Source organism: Aquirufa sp., assembly GCF_044239315.1.
GTDB lineage: Bacteria > Bacteroidota > Bacteroidia > Cytophagales > Spirosomataceae > Aquirufa.
The window spans coordinates 39,698-58,418 of the sequence record NZ_JBIIBQ010000003.1; the positions used below are offsets into that span (position 1 = coordinate 39,698).

At 41.0% G+C, this 18,721-nt stretch carries 18 protein-coding genes; 10 read left to right on the plus strand and 8 right to left on the minus strand.

Annotation, left to right across the window (positions count from 1 at the left end; all coding sequences use genetic code 11):
* Positions 1 to 40: 40 nt before the first annotated feature.
* Positions 41 to 718 (minus strand): tetratricopeptide repeat protein, encoded by a 678-nt coding sequence (locus tag ACILP5_RS01500; protein ID WP_395616880.1) that lies wholly within the window; start codon positions 716 to 718, stop codon positions 41 to 43.
* A 133-nt stretch (positions 719 to 851) separates the two neighbouring features.
* Here ACILP5_RS01500 and ACILP5_RS01505 point away from each other — a divergent pair, with 133 nt between their 5' ends.
* Entirely contained in the window at positions 852 to 2,378 is a 1,527-nt protein-coding gene (locus ACILP5_RS01505; protein WP_395616881.1) for a glycerol-3-phosphate dehydrogenase/oxidase, read from the plus strand.
* 2 nt (positions 2,379 to 2,380) lie between these two features.
* Here the strand turns inward: ACILP5_RS01505 and ACILP5_RS01510 are convergent, their stop codons facing one another.
* Positions 2,381 to 2,602 (minus strand): DUF2795 domain-containing protein, encoded by a 222-nt coding sequence (locus ACILP5_RS01510; protein WP_130895915.1) that lies wholly within the window; start codon positions 2,600 to 2,602, stop codon positions 2,381 to 2,383.
* 151 nt (positions 2,603 to 2,753) lie between these two features.
* Between ACILP5_RS01510 and ACILP5_RS01515 the strand changes: the two genes are divergently transcribed.
* Positions 2,754 to 3,518 (plus strand): copper homeostasis protein CutC, encoded by a 765-nt coding sequence (locus ACILP5_RS01515; RefSeq protein ID WP_395616882.1) that lies wholly within the window; start codon positions 2,754 to 2,756, stop codon positions 3,516 to 3,518.
* On the opposite strand, the gene ftsZ is transcribed toward ACILP5_RS01515, so the two are convergent.
* The 5 genes from ftsZ to ACILP5_RS01540 all read right to left on the minus strand — a co-directional run bounded on the left by ftsZ (position 3,504) and on the right by ACILP5_RS01540 (position 9,390).
* Complete coding sequence (gene ftsZ, locus ACILP5_RS01520) at positions 3,504 to 4,781, minus strand: cell division protein FtsZ (protein WP_395616883.1); 1,278 nt, start codon at positions 4,779 to 4,781, stop codon at positions 3,504 to 3,506. The genes ACILP5_RS01515 and ftsZ overlap by 15 nt on opposite strands.
* 53 nt (positions 4,782 to 4,834) lie before the next feature.
* Complete coding sequence (locus tag ACILP5_RS01525) at positions 4,835 to 6,316, minus strand: M20/M25/M40 family metallo-hydrolase (protein ID WP_395616884.1); 1,482 nt, start codon at positions 6,314 to 6,316, stop codon at positions 4,835 to 4,837.
* Positions 6,317 to 6,369: 53 nt separating this feature from the next.
* Positions 6,370 to 7,893: a YifB family Mg chelatase-like AAA ATPase gene (locus tag ACILP5_RS01530; protein WP_395616885.1), complete on the minus strand. Its 1,524-nt coding sequence runs from the start codon at positions 7,891 to 7,893 to the stop codon at positions 6,370 to 6,372.
* Between the two features lie 41 nt (positions 7,894 to 7,934).
* Positions 7,935 to 8,840, minus strand: coding sequence for an LD-carboxypeptidase (locus tag ACILP5_RS01535; RefSeq protein WP_395616886.1), 906 nt, complete (start codon positions 8,838 to 8,840; stop codon positions 7,935 to 7,937).
* Between the two features lie 217 nt (positions 8,841 to 9,057).
* The gene (locus tag ACILP5_RS01540; RefSeq protein WP_395616887.1) at positions 9,058 to 9,390 is read right to left on the minus strand and encodes a DUF721 domain-containing protein; all 333 of its coding nucleotides are present in this window, start codon (positions 9,388 to 9,390) and stop codon (positions 9,058 to 9,060) included.
* A gap of 346 nt (positions 9,391 to 9,736) precedes the next feature.
* On the opposite strand from ACILP5_RS01540, the gene ACILP5_RS01545 reads away from it, so the two are divergent.
* The 8 genes from ACILP5_RS01545 (at position 9,737) to ACILP5_RS01580 (ending at position 16,521) form a co-directional block, all read left to right on the plus strand.
* Positions 9,737 to 10,573 carry a MotA/TolQ/ExbB proton channel family protein gene (locus ACILP5_RS01545; RefSeq protein ID WP_395616888.1) on the plus strand — a complete coding sequence of 279 codons (837 nt, stop codon included), beginning with the start codon at positions 9,737 to 9,739 and terminating at the stop codon, positions 10,571 to 10,573.
* 68 nt (positions 10,574 to 10,641) lie between these two features.
* Entirely contained in the window at positions 10,642 to 11,241 is a 600-nt protein-coding gene (locus ACILP5_RS01550; RefSeq protein WP_395616889.1) for an ExbD/TolR family protein, read from the plus strand.
* A gap of 32 nt (positions 11,242 to 11,273) precedes the next feature.
* On the plus strand, positions 11,274 to 11,792 hold the full coding sequence (locus ACILP5_RS01555; protein WP_395616890.1) for an ExbD/TolR family protein: 519 nt from the start codon (positions 11,274 to 11,276) through the stop codon (positions 11,790 to 11,792).
* 34 nt (positions 11,793 to 11,826) lie between these two features.
* Positions 11,827 to 12,645, plus strand: a complete 819-nt coding sequence (locus tag ACILP5_RS01560) for a TonB family protein (RefSeq protein ID WP_395616891.1) — start codon at positions 11,827 to 11,829, stop codon at positions 12,643 to 12,645.
* A 68-nt stretch (positions 12,646 to 12,713) separates the two neighbouring features.
* Positions 12,714 to 12,956 (plus strand): hypothetical protein, encoded by a 243-nt coding sequence (locus ACILP5_RS01565; protein WP_395616892.1) that lies wholly within the window; start codon positions 12,714 to 12,716, stop codon positions 12,954 to 12,956.
* Entirely contained in the window at positions 12,931 to 13,836 is a 906-nt protein-coding gene (locus ACILP5_RS01570; RefSeq protein ID WP_395616893.1) for a PstS family phosphate ABC transporter substrate-binding protein, read from the plus strand. The genes ACILP5_RS01565 and ACILP5_RS01570 overlap by 26 nt, the downstream gene beginning before the upstream one ends.
* Before the next feature lie 157 nt (positions 13,837 to 13,993).
* Positions 13,994 to 15,685 carry a tetratricopeptide repeat protein gene (locus ACILP5_RS01575; protein ID WP_395616894.1) on the plus strand — a complete coding sequence of 564 codons (1,692 nt, stop codon included), beginning with the start codon at positions 13,994 to 13,996 and terminating at the stop codon, positions 15,683 to 15,685.
* A gap of 62 nt (positions 15,686 to 15,747) precedes the next feature.
* The gene (locus tag ACILP5_RS01580; RefSeq protein WP_395616895.1) at positions 15,748 to 16,521 is read left to right on the plus strand and encodes an SDR family NAD(P)-dependent oxidoreductase; all 774 of its coding nucleotides are present in this window, start codon (positions 15,748 to 15,750) and stop codon (positions 16,519 to 16,521) included.
* On the opposite strand, the gene ACILP5_RS01585 is transcribed toward ACILP5_RS01580, so the two are convergent.
* Complete coding sequence (locus ACILP5_RS01585; protein WP_395616896.1) at positions 16,502 to 18,688, minus strand: T9SS type A sorting domain-containing protein; 2,187 nt, start codon at positions 18,686 to 18,688, stop codon at positions 16,502 to 16,504. The genes ACILP5_RS01580 and ACILP5_RS01585 overlap by 20 nt on opposite strands.
* Positions 18,689 to 18,721: the final 33 nt, after the last annotated feature.

The following is an 18,721-nucleotide window of genomic DNA, read 5'->3' on the forward strand; positions in this document are numbered from 1 at the left end:
CTCAAGCTCTTATCCCTCATCCTATAATCTGTTCTAAAAATTATTCAGAGATAGAGCTTTCTAAGATCGCTTTGTATTTCTTCGCTGGGATCGACTCTGCCGATTGTCCGTATTTCTCTACAATAATCGAATAGGTATCAACAGCCTCTTTCACTTGTTTATTCGCTTCGTAAGCATTCGCTAACTTTAACAAATAGGTAGGAGTGAAGAATTTATTCGGCTTGTGATCAGCTGCTTTTTTGTAGTAATCAATCGCGTCAGCGAAAGATTTCTTTTCTGAGTACGCATCTCCGATTAACGAATACGCACGCGCTTGAACTAATAAATCAGAGCTAGAGAAGTTTTTCAATTTCTCAATAGACTGATCGAATTTACCTTGCTTTAACAAAGTAATTCCTAAATATAAGTCTGCTAAGTTTTGTGTATTACCACCAAACTCATCAGAAACTTTCGATAAATCCTTCGCTGCAGCAGCTAAAGAATCCGATTCGAAAGCATAAACAGCTTTGTATAATTTCTTCTCGCCTTCTGCATCTTGGGTAGTGGAATACCATTGGTAACCAAAATAGGCAGCTACAGCTACAACTAAAATCCCTAAGATCGTCGCAACACTAGATTTATTCTTTTCAACTAATTCAGTTACTTTAGAAACTTCTTGTTGAAGAGCTTCTGGGCTCTCAATAATTTCAATTGATTCTACTTTTTCTTTCTTTGCCATAAGGTCATTAATTCGGTTGGCAGATTATTATAGGTGCCAAAGGACTGCAAAATTATAAAATCTCTTTCATTTTTATCCACATTAGTGGAATCTTTTGCATTTTATTTTTCAAATTTGAGGTAAATAAACCTGTATGTCCTTTAATCGCCCTGACCAACTCCGTAAACTCACCGAGTCTTTTGATCTATGTATCATTGGTGGAGGGGCTTCAGGTGCGGGAGTTGCCTTAGATGCAACGTTAAGAGGGTACAAAGTGCTCCTGATCGAAAAAGGGGATTTTGCTTGCCAGACTTCCTCGAAATCGACTAAGTTAGTACACGGTGGGGTTCGTTATCTCGAACAAGCCGTTAAAAAACTAGATTGGCATCAATTCAAAATGGTCTACAAGGCCTTACACGAACGTAAAACCTTACTTCAAAATGCGCCACATCTAGCTTATCCTTTAGGTTTATTAACACCTTGCTACACACGCTGGGAACGTTTGTACTACCGCATAGGCATGTGGCTCTATGATAAAATTTCAGGGAGCACGAATTTGAAATCAAGTCGTGGCTTGAGCAAGAAAGAGATACAATCGGAATTTCCGTCCATTGAATCCCATCATTTGAGAGGTGGCGTTTTGTATTATGATGGGCAATTGAATGATGCGCGTTATGCCTTAGCCATATTAAAGGAGGCGGAACGCTTAGGTGCTTGTGTCTTAAACTATGCGAGTCTAGCATCCTTCGAATTAGGGGCAAAAAGTCTAAAGATTAAGAAAGTCGTATTCTCAGATCTGCTGGCGAAGGAATCATATACCATCCCAGTTAAGGCCGTTGTTAATGCTACTGGGCCTTATACAGATAAAATCCGAGCACTTGCTAATCCGCGGATGAAGCCTCGCATGAAGGTCAGTCGTGGAGCGCACGTGGTCTTACCGGCGGAGTTTTGGCAAGGAGAAACGGCACTTTTAATTCCTAAAACGGATGATGGTCGAGTGATTTTTGTGATACCCTGGCGGGACTATGTCTTAGTGGGAACCACGGATGATCCGGATACCTTATCTGAATCCCCGGTCATTTTAGCTACGGAGAAAGAATACCTTATTTCTTATTTTAATCGCTATTCCTCGAAGAAAGCGACATTAGAGGACATTAGTGCTACGTTTGTAGGCCAAAGACCGTTACTCCAAGCTCAGCTTGACTCAACACTAAATACCGATACAAAATCCTTAGTTCGGGATCATGAGGTGGAAGTAGATGGCCGATCTAAACTAGTTAGTATCATGGGTGGCAAGTGGACGACCTACCGCGTTATGGCCTCTGATACGCTAGATGTGTTAGAAAAAGAGGTGCTAAAGGTGCCTTTAAAGCCTTGTTTGACGAAGGATCATCTATTAGTTCCTGCTTCTCCTGTGGCCTTACCGTCTGATGTTGAATCGGATATTCGTACCCACCTGGAAGAAATCTATGGTCCTTCTGCTGGGGAAGTGTATGGGTATGGAGCTGATCGAATACTACCAAACCAACCCTACCTAGTAGGCGAGTTGAATTACTTAAAAGAGCATGAAATGGCCATTACCTGGGATGACGTCTTATCGCGCCGATGGGGAATTGCCATTAGAGATGAAGCTTTAGCAGAAAAACTAAAGGCCATAAAAAAAGAGGCTTTCGCCTCTTAATATTAATATTCGTCCTCGTTAAAGAAGAAGTCGTCTTTTGTCGGATAATCCGGCCAAATTTCTTCAATACTCTCGAATGGTTGACCATCGTCCTCCAGCTCTTGTAGATTTTCTACTACTTCTAATGGAGATCCTGTACGGATAGCGAAGTCAATTAATTCATCTTTCGACGCTGGCCATGGCGCGTCTTCTAAATAGGAGGCAAGTTCTAGTGTCCAATACATAATTTATAGCTAATTTTTATTTCAAAAATAAAAGGGGTTTTCTTAAACGTAAACCCTACCTAATTGCAAAAGTAAAATAAAAATGTATTTATGAAAGATTTATTTTTTAAATTTTCATTAATTATCAAAACCCTGATTTTTTCCCTCTTTTATGACTCTATCTAGTCCCGTTTCTGTCGAAGTTTGTGCCTATTCTTTATTCTCCTGTATCGCCGCAGACCGGGCGGGAGCGCAGCGGGTTGAATTATGTGCTTCCCCCTGGGAAGGTGGAACAACACCCAGCGCAGGCCTCGTGGAACAAGCTTTGAAATCTACATCGTTGGAGATTCATGCGATGGTTAGACCTCGCGGTGGAGATTTTGTCTATGATGAAACGGAAAAACAGACGATGCTCGCTGAAGCTAGGTCCCTATTGGCTCAAGGTGTGCATGGAATTGTGGTGGGTGCGCTGAAACCCAATGGAGATTTAGATGTTGAGTTTATGCTGGAATTTAAGACGATAGCCGCTGGTCGTGAATTGACTTGCCATCGGGCCATTGATGTTTCTCGTGAACCTTTGGAAGTGATGGAACAATTAATCGCTATCGGCTTTAACCGTATACTAACTTCGGGCTGCAAAGATAAGGCCCTAGATGGCATTGAAAACATAGCAGAATTGGTAGCAGCAGCTAAAGGCCGAATCCAAATTATGGCAGGAAGTGGAGTAAAGCCGGTGAATTGCTTAGATTTTGTGCAGATAGGTGTGGATGCGATCCACTTAAGTGCGAGAACAACGCGTAATTCTAAAATGGAATATAGACGTCCAGGAATATCGATGGGTGGAGTAGAGGCAATCTCGGAATTCGAGGTAGCCTACTCGAGTGAAGAAATCATCCGAGCAGCTATCTCCAAAATTCAGGAATTATTCAGCGAATAAATCCGTTGTTTGCCATGCCTTCTCAGGCATAGTCGTAATATCATATAATCCTACCTCGGTCCGCTTGTAGGTAGGTATTTTGAATTCAGCATCTGACATAGAGCCATTTTTGAATTTCTCAATCATTTGAGCAAATCTAGCTTCCTCCGAATCAGCTGAAACAGGAGACGCCGTTTCTAATTCGCCATCTAATTCCACGCTGTCGCCTGGATTTAAGAATACAGGAGCTGCTTTTCTGACTACTTTACGCATACCGCCATCCATTCCACTAGAATCTTGCTCATAACCAGCAGCGATAACAGTTAAATAGAGGTCTTCTCCTAAATCCTCATCGGTAGAGAAACCAAACTTGACCATATCCGCTTGCGCATCAATTCGTTCGTTTAAGTATTCGATGATGGCATCTTTTTCCCAAATCAATAAATCTTTCGAGCTGCTCGTAGAAACTGTTACTAAGATACGTTTCGCCCCTTTAATTTCTTGTGAATTTAATAGAGGAGAGTTCAAAGCTTCCACGATAGCCGCCTTCGCTCTTTCTTCTCCTTTACCTAGCGCAGAACTCATCATCGCTTGACCCGCATTCGTCAATACCTTCTTAACGTCCATGAAGTCCGTGTTGATATCTCCTGGTTTCGCAATAACGTCTACGACTGATTTAACTGCTTTTGCTAATACGTCATCTGCTTTTGCAAAGGCGTGCTTTACGGCTAAATCTTTGTAATGCTCAGATATTTTATCGTTCATGATTACTAAAACCGTATCGCAATACGTTTTTAGTTCTTCAATCCCGTCTCTTGCGTATTGAATTTTCTCTTTTCCTTCCCAGTTATACGGAAATGAAACCACAGCCACCGTTAATAAATCGCGATCTCGAGCGATTTCAGCTACCACTGGTGCAGCTCCGGTACCGGTTCCTCCACCCATTCCGGCTGTAATGAAGACCATTTTCGTTTCATTCGAAAGAACGGCTTTGATCTTTTCTTGACTCTCCTGAGCAGCTTGTTTTCCCACTTCAGGGTCTGTGCCAGCCCCTAAGCCTTGTTCTCCTAATTTGATTTTTGTGCGGACCGAATTGGAAGCTAAAGCTTGTGAATCTGTATTACAGATAATTAAATCAGCTCCTTTAATCTTCAGATTATCCATGTGCTTCACCGCATTGGATCCGCCACCCCCAATTCCAATTACTTTAATAATGGATTTAAATGATGTTTCAGGTACTACTTCGATTTGATGGTCAAAAAAGGAAGGGTTTTGGCTACTCATTGTGTCAATTCAAATTTTCTAAAGTGTAAAAATAACAGAATTTTGCAAATTATTTAGTCATTCCCCCAGCGCCACTCATTCCCTAATTCAAGTTCGTGGCGGAGGTTATGTTTGATAAAAAATTCTTTAGTAGAATAAAAGTCTAATTTTTTAGCTGGAATTTGATCCATGTTAGCTAAGCCATACAGGAGCATAGTGGTATACTTTACGGTATTCTCCATTTCCTTTTTATTAACTAAACTAAAATCATCACAGTTTGCATGGTAACAATCCAAAACACTACGGGTTAATCTCCCCATAGGATCAGCAGCCGGTATTCCTTCCATTAAAAAAGTCTGGTTGTCTGAATGTAGACCAGGGGAATTAACTAGTGAATTGCCAAATTCTCCATCGATAGCCTTAATTTGATCACCGATAGACTTTAAGACAGAAAGCATTTCGTCACGACCACCTGCATTAAATCCATATACATTATTGGTCATATCCAGATTAATCATATATACGATTTGATCTAGTTCTCCAAGTTTTTTAGCACGCTCCACATAAGCCTTAGAACCAAGTAGTCCTTCCTCTTCACCCATAAAAGCCACAAATTCGATGGTGCGTTTGCTGCTTAATCCCAATGCTTTAAAAGTTCGAGCCACATCTAAAACAGAGAATGAGCCAATACCGTTATCGATGGCACCTGTCGCCAGATCCCACGAATCCAGGTGACCTCCGATGATAATTTTCTCATTTCTTAATTTCGAGCTTGTTCCTTTTAATGTCGCAACTACGTTACGTGCCTTAATTGGTTTGCTTACATTGTGCATTTCAATTAAACTCAAAAGGCCTGGTTGGTCTTTCATCCATTTCCTGATCTCTGTTCCATTTTCTAATGAAATACACACCGCTGGAATGGAGATTAAATTTCCCGTAACAGAAGCTGTACCGGTTAATAATACCTGACCTTTGACGGTATTTACGAAAATGACTCCGATGGCTCCGTGTTGAATGGCTAAAGCGGTCTTTTCAGAGCGGTGCAAATTTTTTGTTCCTGCGGCAGCATCTAAGAGTCCGATGTTTGCTAATACGACTTTCCCTTTCACCTCTTTGCCCGCGTAATCGGCATCTAGTCCATTGCCTAGATCTACTATCGTTCCTTGTATGTTAGCATCAACGGGTGTCATTGCTAACGATACCACAGGTACTTCTCTGAAATCATCTGATTTAGGAGGGGCGATAGATAAAGTGACTGTATCGCGAGCCCAAGCTTCAACTTGAAATCCTTGAAACTTTGTGTCCTTAAAGCCGTATTCTTTTAATAAACGAAAAGCATATTCCTCCGCTTTTTTCCCCTTTTCACTTCCGGTTAATCGATGTCCTATGGTCTTACATGCATCTCCCAACGTGCTGTATGCTTTAGAGTGCAGCTCTACTTCCTCTTTAATTTTTTTGAAAACCACTTTCCAGTCTTCCTCTCCTTCTACAGGAGTAAATGAACTAGCGAAAAGGGTCACTAATAGTGCTAAAATCCCAAGGGTCAATTTTCTCATACGTAATTTTGAATTATCACTTTAAATGTAGGCCTTTTCGAAGAAAAACGCAATTAGCCGGACCAATTTTCGCGATCTAAATTTCGGTAGGTGATGGCCTCAGCTACATGTTTTGCTTGTATTGTGGAAGAATTAGCTAGGTCTGCAATGGTTCTAGCCATTTTTAAAATTCGATCATGAGCTCGCGCGGACAATTGTAGTTTTTCTATGGCGGTCTGCAGTAAGGCTTCGGAGTTTGTATCCAGTAGACAAATCGATTTTACTTGATCGGAATTCATTTCCGCATTAGTACGGATAAAACTCCTATTAAATCTTTGCGTTTGAATATCTCTAGCCTTTTTCACTCGTTCTCTAATAGGTGGACTTGATTCACTCTCAGTAGATTGAAACATTTCTGAATACGATAAGGGAAATACTTCTAAATGCATATCGATTCGATCGAGTAAGGGCCCTGATATTCGATGCAAGTAGCGTTCTATCTGGAACGGTTTACACGTACACGGTTTTTCGGGATGATGAAAATAGCCGCAGGGACAGGGGTTCATGGCGGAGATCAACAGGAAATTTGCTGGGAATTCCACCGTTCCATGTGCGCGGGAGATGGGAACTTTTCGTTCTTCTAGAGGCTGTCTTAATAGCTCCAAAACGTGCCGTTGAAATTCTGGAAGTTCATCAAGGAATAATACTCCTTGGTGTGCCAAAGAAATTTCTCCGGGTTGCGGATTGGTTCGCCCACCAATCAATGCGGGAGCCGATATACTGTGGTGCAAGGCTCGAAAGGGTCTTTCGGTGATGAGTGGATTTTCTGTACTTAGCTTTCCCACGATCGAGTGAATTTGGGTTGTTTCGATGATCTCGCGGAGGTTCATCGGAGGCATAATGGATGGAATACGTTTTGCCATCATTGTTTTTCCTGAACCAGGAGGGCCCACCAGAATCAGGTTGTGCCCGCCCGCCACCGCAATTTCAATGGCTCGTTTAGCTTTTTCTTGTCCTTTTATTTGGGAGAAATCGTCTTCGTATTTTAGGCTAACTTCTAAAATATTAGGGGCTTTCACGGGGGCTTGTTTTCTTCCATGCAAGAATCGAATCGTATCACGTAAGTTAGCCATTCCATAAATATCCAAACCGTCGATTAAAGCGGCCTCTACTGCATTTTCACAGGGTAAAATTAGGGATTTGATGCCTTGTTTTTTGGCCTCAATCGCCATCGAAAGGGCACCTTTAATCGGGCGAATTTCCCCCGTTAATGAGAGTTCTCCCATAATTAAATAGTCAGATAGCCCATTCATTTTGGTTTGTTCAGACGCTTGCAATAAGCCTAATGCGATAGGGAGGTCGTAGCCGGAACCTTCTTTGCGAATGTCAGCGGGGGCAAGGTTGATGACTACTTTACGACGTGGGAAAAAATAGCCGATTTGTTTGATGGCTGATTCGACGCGTTGAATGGATTCCTTAATGGTGGAATCGGGTAGGCCCACCAGGTAACATTTAGATCCTTGACCTACGTGGGTTTCAATGGTGATAATGGAGGCATGTATGCCCACGAGGGCACTGCCAAATGTTTTCGCTAACATAGTGGTCTATTAAGACACAAGGTTAGCGTAAAGTGGAGGGATTAAATAACAGTTAATTGGATTTCATTAGAATTAACCAACATCTTGGATTTCACGCCAAAAACTAAAGGCTGGTTATTCGGAATATGCCCAGCTGGGAAATCAAAAGCAATAGGGTAGGAGTAGGACGATGTATGTTCTGCGACTAATTCAAAAGCCGTTTTTCCAATCGCCAAACTAGCCTCATTGCAATCGGTGAATCCCCCTACGATTAGTCCGGCTAGATTTTGGAAATATCCTGCTCGCTTTAATTGTAAAAGCATCCGATCCACATGGTATAGGCGTTCTCCCACTTCTTCTATGAATAAGATTTTACCTTCAGCTGAAGCGAAAGTGGAGCTACCTACTAAATGACATAAAAGGGACAGGTTTCCTCCAACAATTTCTGCGGAGGCCTCTCCAGAGCGGTTCAACGAATGTGCAGGAGCAGCAACGGAAATCTTTCCCTCGAACAAAAGAGAATTCAAGTTTTGCAAGGCAGATTCACCTCCTTTTTGGCAAAAATTATGGGGCATAGGTCCGTGAATACTGGCAATACCTAATCGGTCTACCTCACACAAAAGGGCGGTGATGTCCGAGAAACCAACGATCCATTTGGGACACGAAATAAACCTTGAAAAATCCAACGAATCCAATAAACGAGAGGACCCATATCCACCCCGAATCGGGAATATGGCCTTAATCGAGGGGTCGTCCAACATTTGCTGTAAATCGGATAAACGTTCGGCATCCGTGCCACCTAAGCCAAAATGACGAGACAAGTAATTAGGCGCATTTCGCACCCGAAGCCCCCAGTTTTCTAACACCTGTACGCCCTGCTTCCAGTTTTCCGTAGGAGGAAACGAGGCTGGAGACAAAATGGCGACTTCGTCGCCTGGATTTAAATACGGTGGTATAATCCGATTCATAGCGTAAATATCTGCTTTTTTTTAGGATCCTCAAGGGCTAAATTTCGTAATAGTGTAAAAATCCTTTCCCATCGCACCTGCAGATTTAAATCTTGTACACCCGATTTAAAACCCGCATCCTGGCAGGGCGGAAGAATTGTAGCCCTATGGTTATTGGGGGATTCAAATATGGTCTGTCGACTTACCGTATAGGGGCTTTCTCTAGTATGGGATCTTTTTAAAGAAAAACAACCTCAGTAATGATATCTTGCTGAGCCGTTTTATTTAAAAGCTCAATCATTTTCTGTTTGGCCATCAATAACTCTTTCTTTAAAGGCGCGGAATCGATCCCTAAAAATAGTTGTTTATCCTTTATATAGACCTTGGTAGTCCTAGCTGCGATTGGTTTTCCCATAATTTCCTCCCAGTGTGCCACGATATAGGTCTCGTCGAATTTATTCTGCAACTTATAGACTCGTAAAAGGGATTCAATTGCTTCTTTCAAGCTCATATTATCCTTACTTCGTGTAGAAGCTCGAGGGCCTTTAGGATTGAATGGGGAATCGATCATTAGCTTGTTTTTGACTTCCAAAATTAAGGTATTAAATAGGTTTAACCGGGAAATTCTCAACAAAATTTAATTTTTTTTTAATTTTTTTATAATTCAATAATCCCAAAATAGTACCCTGAAATTATCCGTTATTAGTAGAAAATATCGGATTAGTACAATAGTCCAAAATCTGTGACCTGCTCAGAACCCTATAATGATTATTTAAAGGATGAAAATTATATTAGAATTCTATTACTTTTGCCTTTATCGAAAAGAAAGCGAAAGTCTATACTATGAAAACTACGATCGCCGCATTTTCTACAAGTTTTATTAAAAAATAATTCTTTAACCCCAAATTACCAAACTAATGAGTACACAACAACCAAAGCCAGCTGCTAAGCCAGCTGCAACCGAAAAAAAATCTGGCGGTATTTCTGCAGGTTTAATTCTAATTGTCCTTTTTGCCATTGCGGTAGCGATTTATTCACTTGTAATGGGTGATGGCTCTCACTTTGAAGGCGGTACTAATGAAGGACACCCACTACCAGGCGACTACTTTGGTGTAGTTTATAAAGGTGGAGTTATCGTGCCAGTTTTGATGACTTGTTTCTTAACTGCATTAACATTCTCAATCGAGCGTATGTTCACAATCGGTAAAGCAAAAGGAACTGGTGATGTGAATGCTTTTGTTCGCTCAATTCAAGCTTCCTTAGACAAGGATGACGTAGACGGTGCTTTGAAAGCTTGTGATAAGCAAAAAGGATCTGTAGGTAACGTTACCTTAGCTGCCATCAAAAAATACAAAGCTTTGACTACGGAGAAATCTTTAGACAAAGAGCAAAAATTAGCTGCATTGAGCAAAGAAGTGGAAGAAGCTACTTCATTAGAATTGCCAATGTTAGAGAAAAACTTAACTATCATCGCAACTTTAGCATCCGTTTCAACTTTGATCGGTCTATTAGGAACGGTAATCGGTATGATTAAGGCCTTCGCGTCATTAGGTAACTCAGGTGGATCAACTGATTCATCCGCTTTAGCAAATGGTATCTCTGAAGCCCTAATCAACACAGCATTAGGTATCGGTACTTCAGCGATCTGTATCATTGCATACAACGTGTTCACAGCGAAAATTGATGAGTTAACTTATAGCATTGACGAAATCGGCTTAAGCGTTAACCAAAACTACGCTACACATCACAATTAATATTTGAACTGATTTAGGGGCCTTGCCCTTTCATTCAATTTTATTCACCGTTCAAAAAAATAATTGTTATGCCAAAAGTTAAAGCTAAACGACAAAGTGTCTCACTCGACATGACAGCGATGTGTGATGTGGCTTTCCTTCTTTTGACGTTCTTCATGTTAACCGCGAAGTTCCGTCCAGAAGAGGCAGTTACGATCACTCCTCCATCTTCTATCTCAGAGAAACCTCTGAACATTAAAGATGGTATGCTGATGGTTAGTGTTTCACCAGAAGGAGGCGTTTATTTGGCAACTGATGATCAAATGGCACGTGAGTTTATGTTAGAGCGCATGGCTAATCGCTATGGTGTCGCTGTAACAGCCGAGATGAAGAAGAACTTTATGGCTTCAGAAATCGTAGGCTATCCTCTAGGAGCAATGCGTCAGGTGTTAAATATGAAACCTTCAGAAGCTAAAAAGCTAAGCAAGGGGATTCCAATTGATTCAACTAATAACGAACTTTCGTATTGGGTGGGTTATGCGAAATTGTCTAATCCAGAGTTGAAAGTTGCTATTAAAGGAGATCAAAATTCTAACTACAAAGTTTTTGCCGATATCATCGGTACTTTGCAGGCTCAGAATATCAATATCTTCCAATTAGTAACTGGACCGGAAAATAAACCGAGATAAGTTTTCATTTTAATTATTAATTACGAAAAGAAATGGCAGAAATAGATAGCTCCGGTGGCGGGAAGAAAGGCGGAGGAAAGAAGCGCAGTAAGAAAATGTCGACCAAAATCGACATGACACCTATGGTGGACTTAGGCTTCCTTTTGATTACTTTCTTTATGTTAACTACAACGTTAGCAAAGCCCGTTACCATGCAATTAAACATGCCTGATAAAACGGATACAAAGGAAACATCACCTGTAAAATTATCTGAAACACTTACCGTGTGTCCAGATGAGAAAAAGGTGTATTACTACCAAGGTATCCCTACTGAAGCAGGTACAGTAATGCAAGTTACTAACTATTCGGAGACAGGAATTCGCAAGGTTATCGCGGATCTGAAAGCGAAAGTGGGTAATAATTTTACTATCGTGATCAAGCCAACCAAAGGTGCGAAGTATCGCAACATGATTGACATGCTTGATGAATGCGCGATAACTAACAACAAGCGTTATGCTCTGTTAGAGATCGATCCGGATACGGAGGCATTGATTAAACGATCAGGAAAATAAGCTTATTAAATTAATTTTAAATTAAACGAATATTATGTCACAAGTAATAAGCCAAGATGCTACTTTGGACGATATTATCTTCAAAAACAAGAATCGTGAATTCGGTGCCTTCGTTTTAAGAAAGACGTATCCTAAAGTAATGAAGCGGTCCGTATTACTAGGCTCTGCACTCTTTGTCGGTGCTCTTTTGTTAGCAGCTTTCTGGAAACAGTTAACTGCCGCTGCGGAAGATAAGACTGAGGTGACTGCTGAAGTAATGAAATTGGACAAGCCTGCTCCACCTAAAAAGGTAGAGTTGCCTCCACCGCCGCCACCGCCACCACCCAAGGAAATCCCTAAGGTGACAACGACGAAATTCTTACCTCCTGAGATCAAGCATGATGAGGAAGTAACGAAGCCAGAGCCTCCACCTGAAGAGGTAAGAGGTAATACGGCATCTGAAACTGTGAAAGGGGAAACGGAATCGTATGAGCCACCAGTTGACCCAGATGCTAAGGGAGCTGAGCCTGTTGAGCCACCTAAGCCTGCTGAAGATGAAATCTTTACGGCGGTTGAGCAACAAGCAGAATTCCCTGGAGGACCTGGTGCATGGGGACGTTTCTTACAGAAAACGTTGAAATACCCTTCTGCTGCTCAGCGTGCGAACGTAGGTGGTAGAGTATTCGTATCTTTCGTTGTTAACACGGATGGTACCGTTCAAGACGTACAAGTTTTGAAAGGTGTTGGTTTCGGATGTGATGAGGAAGCTATTCGCGTAATCAAGTCTATGCCAAGATGGAATCCTGGTAAGCAGTCTGGAAGAGCGGTTAGATCTCGTTTTACTCAACCGATTACGTTCGTTTTATCTGAATAAGATAGAATTGATTAAACATAGACAGACCTGCTGAATGTAATTTAGCAGGTCTGTTTTTTTAAATGAATATGAAAAGACCTATTGCTGTTTGGATTAATGTCGGATTTCGATTAATCGTTGCCTTCGCCTATTTTCTGCTAGGCTTGTATGTGGCTTTTTATTCGGAGTTTGATTTAGGTACTAATTTTGGTGTACCTACCATCGTTTTATTTGGTTTACTTTTTATGGCCTATGGACTTTTTCGAATTTGGAGAGCCTATGCCTACTTTAACTCAACAGATGAAGATGATGAAGAATATCAGAAATATTAGTTTAGCTCTACTTATTGGGCTAAGTTTTTTCCAATGCTCTAAAGATAAAAAGGAGACACCTACAGATTCAGCCACAGTTGGAGAAATTACCCTTGGCGTGGATGAGTCTTTTGAGCCGTTAATGAAGGCCGAGAAGACGGCATTCGAGGAGCAATATAAATACGCTAAGATCAAGTATAAGTTCAGTCCGGAGAATGAAGTTATCGCTGATATGCTGAATGACAAGATTCGTGGGGTGGTGGTGACACGGGATTTGACGGCCAAAGAAAAGGAAATTTTCACTCGCAAGGCCATTACTTACCGCAGTTTCAATATAGCAGCAGACGGAATCGCGTTATTAGCCAATAAATCCAATTCAGATACGCTCATTACCCTAGCTGATTTGAAAGATTTAATTGTAGGAACTTCGACTAAGTATACGCTAGTGGTGGACAAAGCGAACTCAAGTAATTTGAAATTTTTATTAGATAAATTAAAGATTTCAAGTGCTGAGAAATTGCATGTGGTGGCAGCTGGTTCTAATCCAGAAGTGATCAAGCAGGTAAAAAATGATGCTCGATCGATTGGTATTGTAGGGTCTAATTGGATTAGTGATGGAGATAATCCCACTTCACTGGGTTTTATACGTTCAGTGAATGTGATGTCAGTGGCTGAAGGTAAGGGTATGCCCTACACGCAGCCTTTCGGCTATAATTTAGCCTTGAAAAAATACCCTCTACGTCGCGAAATCAAATATATATTGAAGGAGGCTCATCAAGGCTTAGGAACAGGCTTCCTGAATTATGTATCAGGAGATCTAGGACAGCTCATTGTATTGAAGGCAGGATTAATTCCGCTGACCCGACCTATCACGATTCGTACCTATCAAATCAATCAATAGTGTATTTTTATTTTGTGTAATGTAGGGAAAATAGAAGATTGTTTTTATTTTTGTTGTTCTAACGAATTTAAAGTTAAGTGTATAAAATTGGACATTTCGGTGTTCCAGGCCTAGGAAAAAGATTGAAAGCTATTAATTAAACAACAAAATGAAGAAAATGAAATCGTGGATATTGGCAATCTGTTTATTGATCACCAATATGGCAATGGGACAAACTATCGCAGACGGATTACACTTAATCGATCGCGATCAACCAAGCAGAGCAAAACAAGTTTTTGAAAATTTAGTGTCAGCTTCTCCTACCGGGGAAAACTATTATTATTTAGGTTACTACCATTTATCTCGTAGAGATTGGGCAGCAGCTGAAGATGCTTTCAAGAAAGGCTTGACAGCAGATCCTAAAAACTATTTGAATCAAGTAGGTCTTGCCTCTATCAAAGTAGGCCAAAACAAAGTCAATGAAGCGAAAGTAGATTTTGACCGTATCCTACAGGAAACAAAATACAAAAATGGCGATGTTATTCATCGTATTGCAGAAGCCTATTCTATGTTCTATAAATTAGGTCGTGATGCTGAGTTTAATGCGAATAATAACGACCCGGCAGAGGCAATTCGTTTAATTGACTTGATGTTAGAAAAGACGAAGAAAGGTCCAAACGCAGAGCAGATGATCGTTCGTGGAGACGCTTTCTTAATTAAAAATGATGGTGGTAATGCCGTTTCATCTTATGAGCAAGCTTTATTGCAAGATCCTAGAAACGTGAAAGCTAAGGTAAAAATCGGTACTGTATTTTTACGTGGTAAAAACTACCGTGAGACTCAAGCTCGTTACAAAGAGGCTATTGATTTGGATTCAAACTTTGCGCCAGCACACAAGCGTTATGGTGAGTATTTGATTGTAGGAAGCCAATACAAAAATGCATCTCGTTATTTTAGAAAGTATTTAGAGAAAGCTGAAGCTACTCCTGAAGTTACCTTAGAAACAGCTAAGTTGTTGTTCTTATCTCAAGATTATGAGGGTGCGATGAAATACACGGATGAGGCAGATAAGAAGGGTGTTAAGGATAATGACATTTTCCGTATGCGTGGTTATTCAAACGTAGAAATGAAGAATTACCAGCAGGGTATTGATAACCTAGAAGGCATGGTTCGTTCAGGTGTGAAGCCTTATTACATGGATGATTTGTATTTCGGAAAGGGATATCAAGGTCTAGGTAAAGATTCTGTTGCTTTAAATTACTTGGAGCGTGCTGCACCTCTTGACACAAATAACAACGTATATAATATTATTCATGATATTCGCTACAAGCAAAAGCGTTATAATGATGCAGCTGCGGCGGCTTTGAAAAGTATTGAGTGGAAACAAAAGAAAAATCAAGCGGTAGGTTCAGGTGATTATTTTAAAGCTGCGATGGATTATTACTTTGTGGCTGCATTTACACCGAAAGCAGATACCTTAAATCGTCCATTAATCGCAATGAAGTCTGATACGTTGTTTGCAAAGGCGATCACTGTAAATGATAAATGGCCTCCATTCTACCTTAACCGTGCTCGTACGAACAACTTAATTGATTACACGGGTACGAAGTGGTTAGGAGTACCTTATTATGAGAAGTTCTTAGAAATAGCGGCTAAGTTGAAAGAAGAAAAATCTACGGCATTTAAGGAGGATAAGAATCAATTATTCGAGGCCTATAAATTTCTAGGCGGATATCATTTAACCGTAACCAAAGATGAGGCTAAGGTGAAAGATTATTTCGTAAAGGCTCAGGAGATTAAGGCGGATGACAAGGATATCAATGATTATTTGAATCCAGCAGCTCCAGCAGCCGCGGCTCCTAAAAAATAAATAAAAAATTATCATCGAAAAAAGCTGCTCATCGGGCGGCTTTTTTCATTTACAATACTACTATGTCATACGCAATTATTACAGGAGGAAGTAAAGGAATTGGCAAAGAGATTGCCTTACAATTAGCGCAGAGAGGGTATAATCTATTCTTAGTTGCACGTAATTCTTATGAGCTTCAGCAGGTAAAAGAAGAAATTCAGAAAAAGTATTCGCTGGAGGTTGATTACTTAGTAGCAGATTTAGCAGATCCTACAGCTGTAAATACGCTGTATGAGTGGGTGTTAGCTAAGCAGATAGATCTTCGTATTTTGGTTAACAATGCCGGATATGGCTTAGTGGGGGAGTTTGAGAGTTATTCCTACGAGGAAACTCAAAAAATGATGCAAGTTAACATGAATGCCTTAGTGGAATCTTGTTTCCGATTCTATCCGATGCTTTCTGGCAAAGGACAAGCTTATGTACTAAATATTGCCAGTTCGACTGCTTATCAGGCGATTCCTTTGATGAGTGTTTACGCAGCCTCTAAAGTATTCGTTTTGAACTTCTCTCGTGGCTTGTTTCACGAATGGAAAGCTAAAGGAATTACCGTTACAGCCGTTAGCCCAGGCGCTACTACGACGAATTTTAACGATCGAGCAAACTTGCCGGCAAAAGCGAGTAAAGCAGCGGAGAAGATCACGATGACCCCTGAGGTAGTAGCGAAAATGGCTGTGGATGGCATGTTTGCTAAAAAGCAAGAAGTGATTACCGGTTTCGTAAACAAGTTAGGCGCTTTTCTAGCTTGGTTAGCACCTAAGGCTATTTCTGAAAAGATAGCTAAGGGGATTTACGAATAGTTTTTTCTTGGCTAACTCCATCGGATAATAGCTTTAGAATATAAGTTCCAGCGGGGAATCGGGAAATATCCCAATTCATTATCCTGCTGGAATTTTTTATTTCAGTTGAAGCAACTAATTCCCCTTTTAAATCGAATAAATAAAGCAAGGCATTTTCAATTTCATAAGCTATTTCGATAGTCAAAATACCCGATAAAGGATTGGGGTAAGTAGTAAATTCGTAAGTAGCAGGTTGTTCCACATAATACACATTTGAGAAGGGAGAATAGCAGTTAAGACTCTTATACATCCATTTTGCCCGAACATAGAATTCGCGTCCATCTGTAATCTTTCGAATAGACATACTATCTGTCGATCGACTTTTGTCGATGAGCCATTCGGATATGCCTAGGGAATGTGACTTGATAAAATAGGCTCCCATTTTTTCTAGTTTAGGGGTTGGAGGATTGGGTCTTCTCTCCAGAATTGTTTTATCTGAACGATAAAAGCAGCCATTTTCTTCCAAAATAGGTTGATACTCTCCAGCTGGCAATAAGCCTGTAATTGTCTTGTCTTGAGAAAAAAGATGGCTGTCTTTCTCCCAGCCAACAAAGCGCACAGTTGAGTCAATTGAGAGGCTAAGTGTCACACTATCCGCCTCACAAATTTGACCAGTGAATGATTTGTAAAGTAGTGAACTAGGTTGCTTTAAAACAGGTAGGTTTAAAAGGAGCGTGTCCGTCTCACCATCGTTGCAGAAGAAAGTGTAGTTTCCGCCAGACAGGATGAACTCTGCTAAGGGGGATTCGAAACGTTTGCTTCCTGCGGTGGCAGAGGTTTTTAATTGGCAGCCTGTAATTCGAATTTGGTAGTTGTTTTTTAGACAATTGGTTTCAGATTGAGCCGTTAAATGATATATGATAGGGCCATTTCGTACATAATTTACCAGAGTTGTATCTTTTGTATTACAGCCGAGTGAATCGGTAACGGTTCTAAAAAAGAATCCATTGGTGGTAAATGGACCAAAAAGACTTTTAGCTGTTGAATTGTAGGAGATTTTATAGGGTGGTGTACCATTTATGGTTTGGGCTTCAGGTACAGTTAGTGTTCTTTCACCCGTTAGCGAAATAGGCGAAAGGGGTAGGAGTTTCAAATGTGGTTTAATCCGAGCGGTAATGGGTATGCGGTCGCTCTCACAGTCATTAATTTTAACGGAAGCGAACCGTACTAGGATGGAATCTTTTGCGCTCCTATTATGAATTGCATTTATCACGAATGCTGTTGCCGTACTTAGGCTCGATTTGGCAGTTTCAGATGCATACCATATGTTATTAAGCCCTCCACTGGCTTGTAATATAAAGTTGATACCTGAGCAAAAATAAGTAGCTGAGGTGTTGATGGGTGGGGACGGTATAGCGAATAGGACTGTTTTTACGCCTGTGGACAAAGGTCCCTCGCAGCCTGATTTGACACAGGATGCGCGAAAAATGGAACTATCAGATGCTACGAGTGGCAAACGACTGCCTTCACCCATTTTTATGCCAGCTGCATTGTACCAAAAGGTTAACGAGGGAGAACAGCCAGTGGCATTTAATGAGAAAGGGATCCCTGCGCAGGCTTTGACAACTTTCACTACGTGTGTAGGAGCAGAAGGTAACGATGTTACACTTAAGCTAACTTCATTCGAAGCAAGTATACAGGTGCCGGTTGGAAAAGTGACGTGCCGTGCGAATGCCTTTAGTTTAGCGCCATGGAGGGAGGGAACTGCTATAAGGGAATCGACGGGAAGGCGATTGAGTGTCCAGGAATAGGCAGAGGTAAGGGGTATAAGCGTCTTTTCACAAACGGTTAAGCTAGAAATGACCGGCGCTTTCCTTAGCGTGATAAGTACAGAATCTGAGTAAATAATGCATTTACTGGTGGTTATTTTTAAGCGGTAATATGATCCTGAAGGGTGGGTAGCTCCGCCGGAAAGAAAAGCGTAGCGTGTCGCGCGGGCGTTTGTGATGCTGGTGAACTTTGTGTCTGTGGGTCTGCGCTTTTCCCATTGAAAGGTGCCAGCTAAACTGTTAACCAATAGTCGTATGGAGTCTCCTTCACAGGTGATTTGAGGGAGGGGTTGCGTGCTGATGCTCGCACATTGTGCGATAGACAGAAAAGATAAAAGGAGAAAAAAGAGCGTTTTCATTCCCTAAAATTGGAGTGAAAAACGCTAGGGAAC

What these genes read in the sequence shown, in the direction of transcription:
- ACILP5_RS01500 (WP_395616880.1), bottom strand. Translation starts at nt 718, where the DNA reads ATGGCAAAGAAAGAAAAAGTAGAATCAATTGAAATTATTGAGAGCCCA.
- ACILP5_RS01505 (WP_395616881.1), top strand. Translation starts at nt 852, where the DNA reads ATGTCCTTTAATCGCCCTGACCAACTCCGTAAACTCACCGAGTCTTTT.
- ACILP5_RS01510 (WP_130895915.1), bottom strand. Translation starts at nt 2,602, where the DNA reads ATGTATTGGACACTAGAACTTGCCTCCTATTTAGAAGACGCGCCATGG.
- ACILP5_RS01515 (WP_395616882.1), top strand. Translation starts at nt 2,754, where the DNA reads ATGACTCTATCTAGTCCCGTTTCTGTCGAAGTTTGTGCCTATTCTTTA.
- ftsZ (WP_395616883.1), bottom strand. Translation starts at nt 4,781, where the DNA reads ATGAGTAGCCAAAACCCTTCCTTTTTTGACCATCAAATCGAAGTAGTA.
- ACILP5_RS01525 (WP_395616884.1), bottom strand. Translation starts at nt 6,316, where the DNA reads ATGAGAAAATTGACCCTTGGGATTTTAGCACTATTAGTGACCCTTTTC.
- ACILP5_RS01530 (WP_395616885.1), bottom strand. Translation starts at nt 7,893, where the DNA reads ATGTTAGCGAAAACATTTGGCAGTGCCCTCGTGGGCATACATGCCTCC.
- ACILP5_RS01535 (WP_395616886.1), bottom strand. Translation starts at nt 8,840, where the DNA reads ATGAATCGGATTATACCACCGTATTTAAATCCAGGCGACGAAGTCGCC.
- ACILP5_RS01540 (WP_395616887.1), bottom strand. Translation starts at nt 9,390, where the DNA reads ATGATCGATTCCCCATTCAATCCTAAAGGCCCTCGAGCTTCTACACGA.
- ACILP5_RS01545 (WP_395616888.1), top strand. Translation starts at nt 9,737, where the DNA reads ATGAGTACACAACAACCAAAGCCAGCTGCTAAGCCAGCTGCAACCGAA.
- ACILP5_RS01550 (WP_395616889.1), top strand. Translation starts at nt 10,642, where the DNA reads ATGCCAAAAGTTAAAGCTAAACGACAAAGTGTCTCACTCGACATGACA.
- ACILP5_RS01555 (WP_395616890.1), top strand. Translation starts at nt 11,274, where the DNA reads ATGGCAGAAATAGATAGCTCCGGTGGCGGGAAGAAAGGCGGAGGAAAG.
- ACILP5_RS01560 (WP_395616891.1), top strand. Translation starts at nt 11,827, where the DNA reads ATGTCACAAGTAATAAGCCAAGATGCTACTTTGGACGATATTATCTTC.
- ACILP5_RS01565 (WP_395616892.1), top strand. Translation starts at nt 12,714, where the DNA reads ATGAAAAGACCTATTGCTGTTTGGATTAATGTCGGATTTCGATTAATC.
- ACILP5_RS01570 (WP_395616893.1), top strand. Translation starts at nt 12,931, where the DNA reads ATGATGAAGAATATCAGAAATATTAGTTTAGCTCTACTTATTGGGCTA.
- ACILP5_RS01575 (WP_395616894.1), top strand. Translation starts at nt 13,994, where the DNA reads ATGAAATCGTGGATATTGGCAATCTGTTTATTGATCACCAATATGGCA.
- ACILP5_RS01580 (WP_395616895.1), top strand. Translation starts at nt 15,748, where the DNA reads ATGTCATACGCAATTATTACAGGAGGAAGTAAAGGAATTGGCAAAGAG.
- ACILP5_RS01585 (WP_395616896.1), bottom strand. Translation starts at nt 18,688, where the DNA reads ATGAAAACGCTCTTTTTTCTCCTTTTATCTTTTCTGTCTATCGCACAA.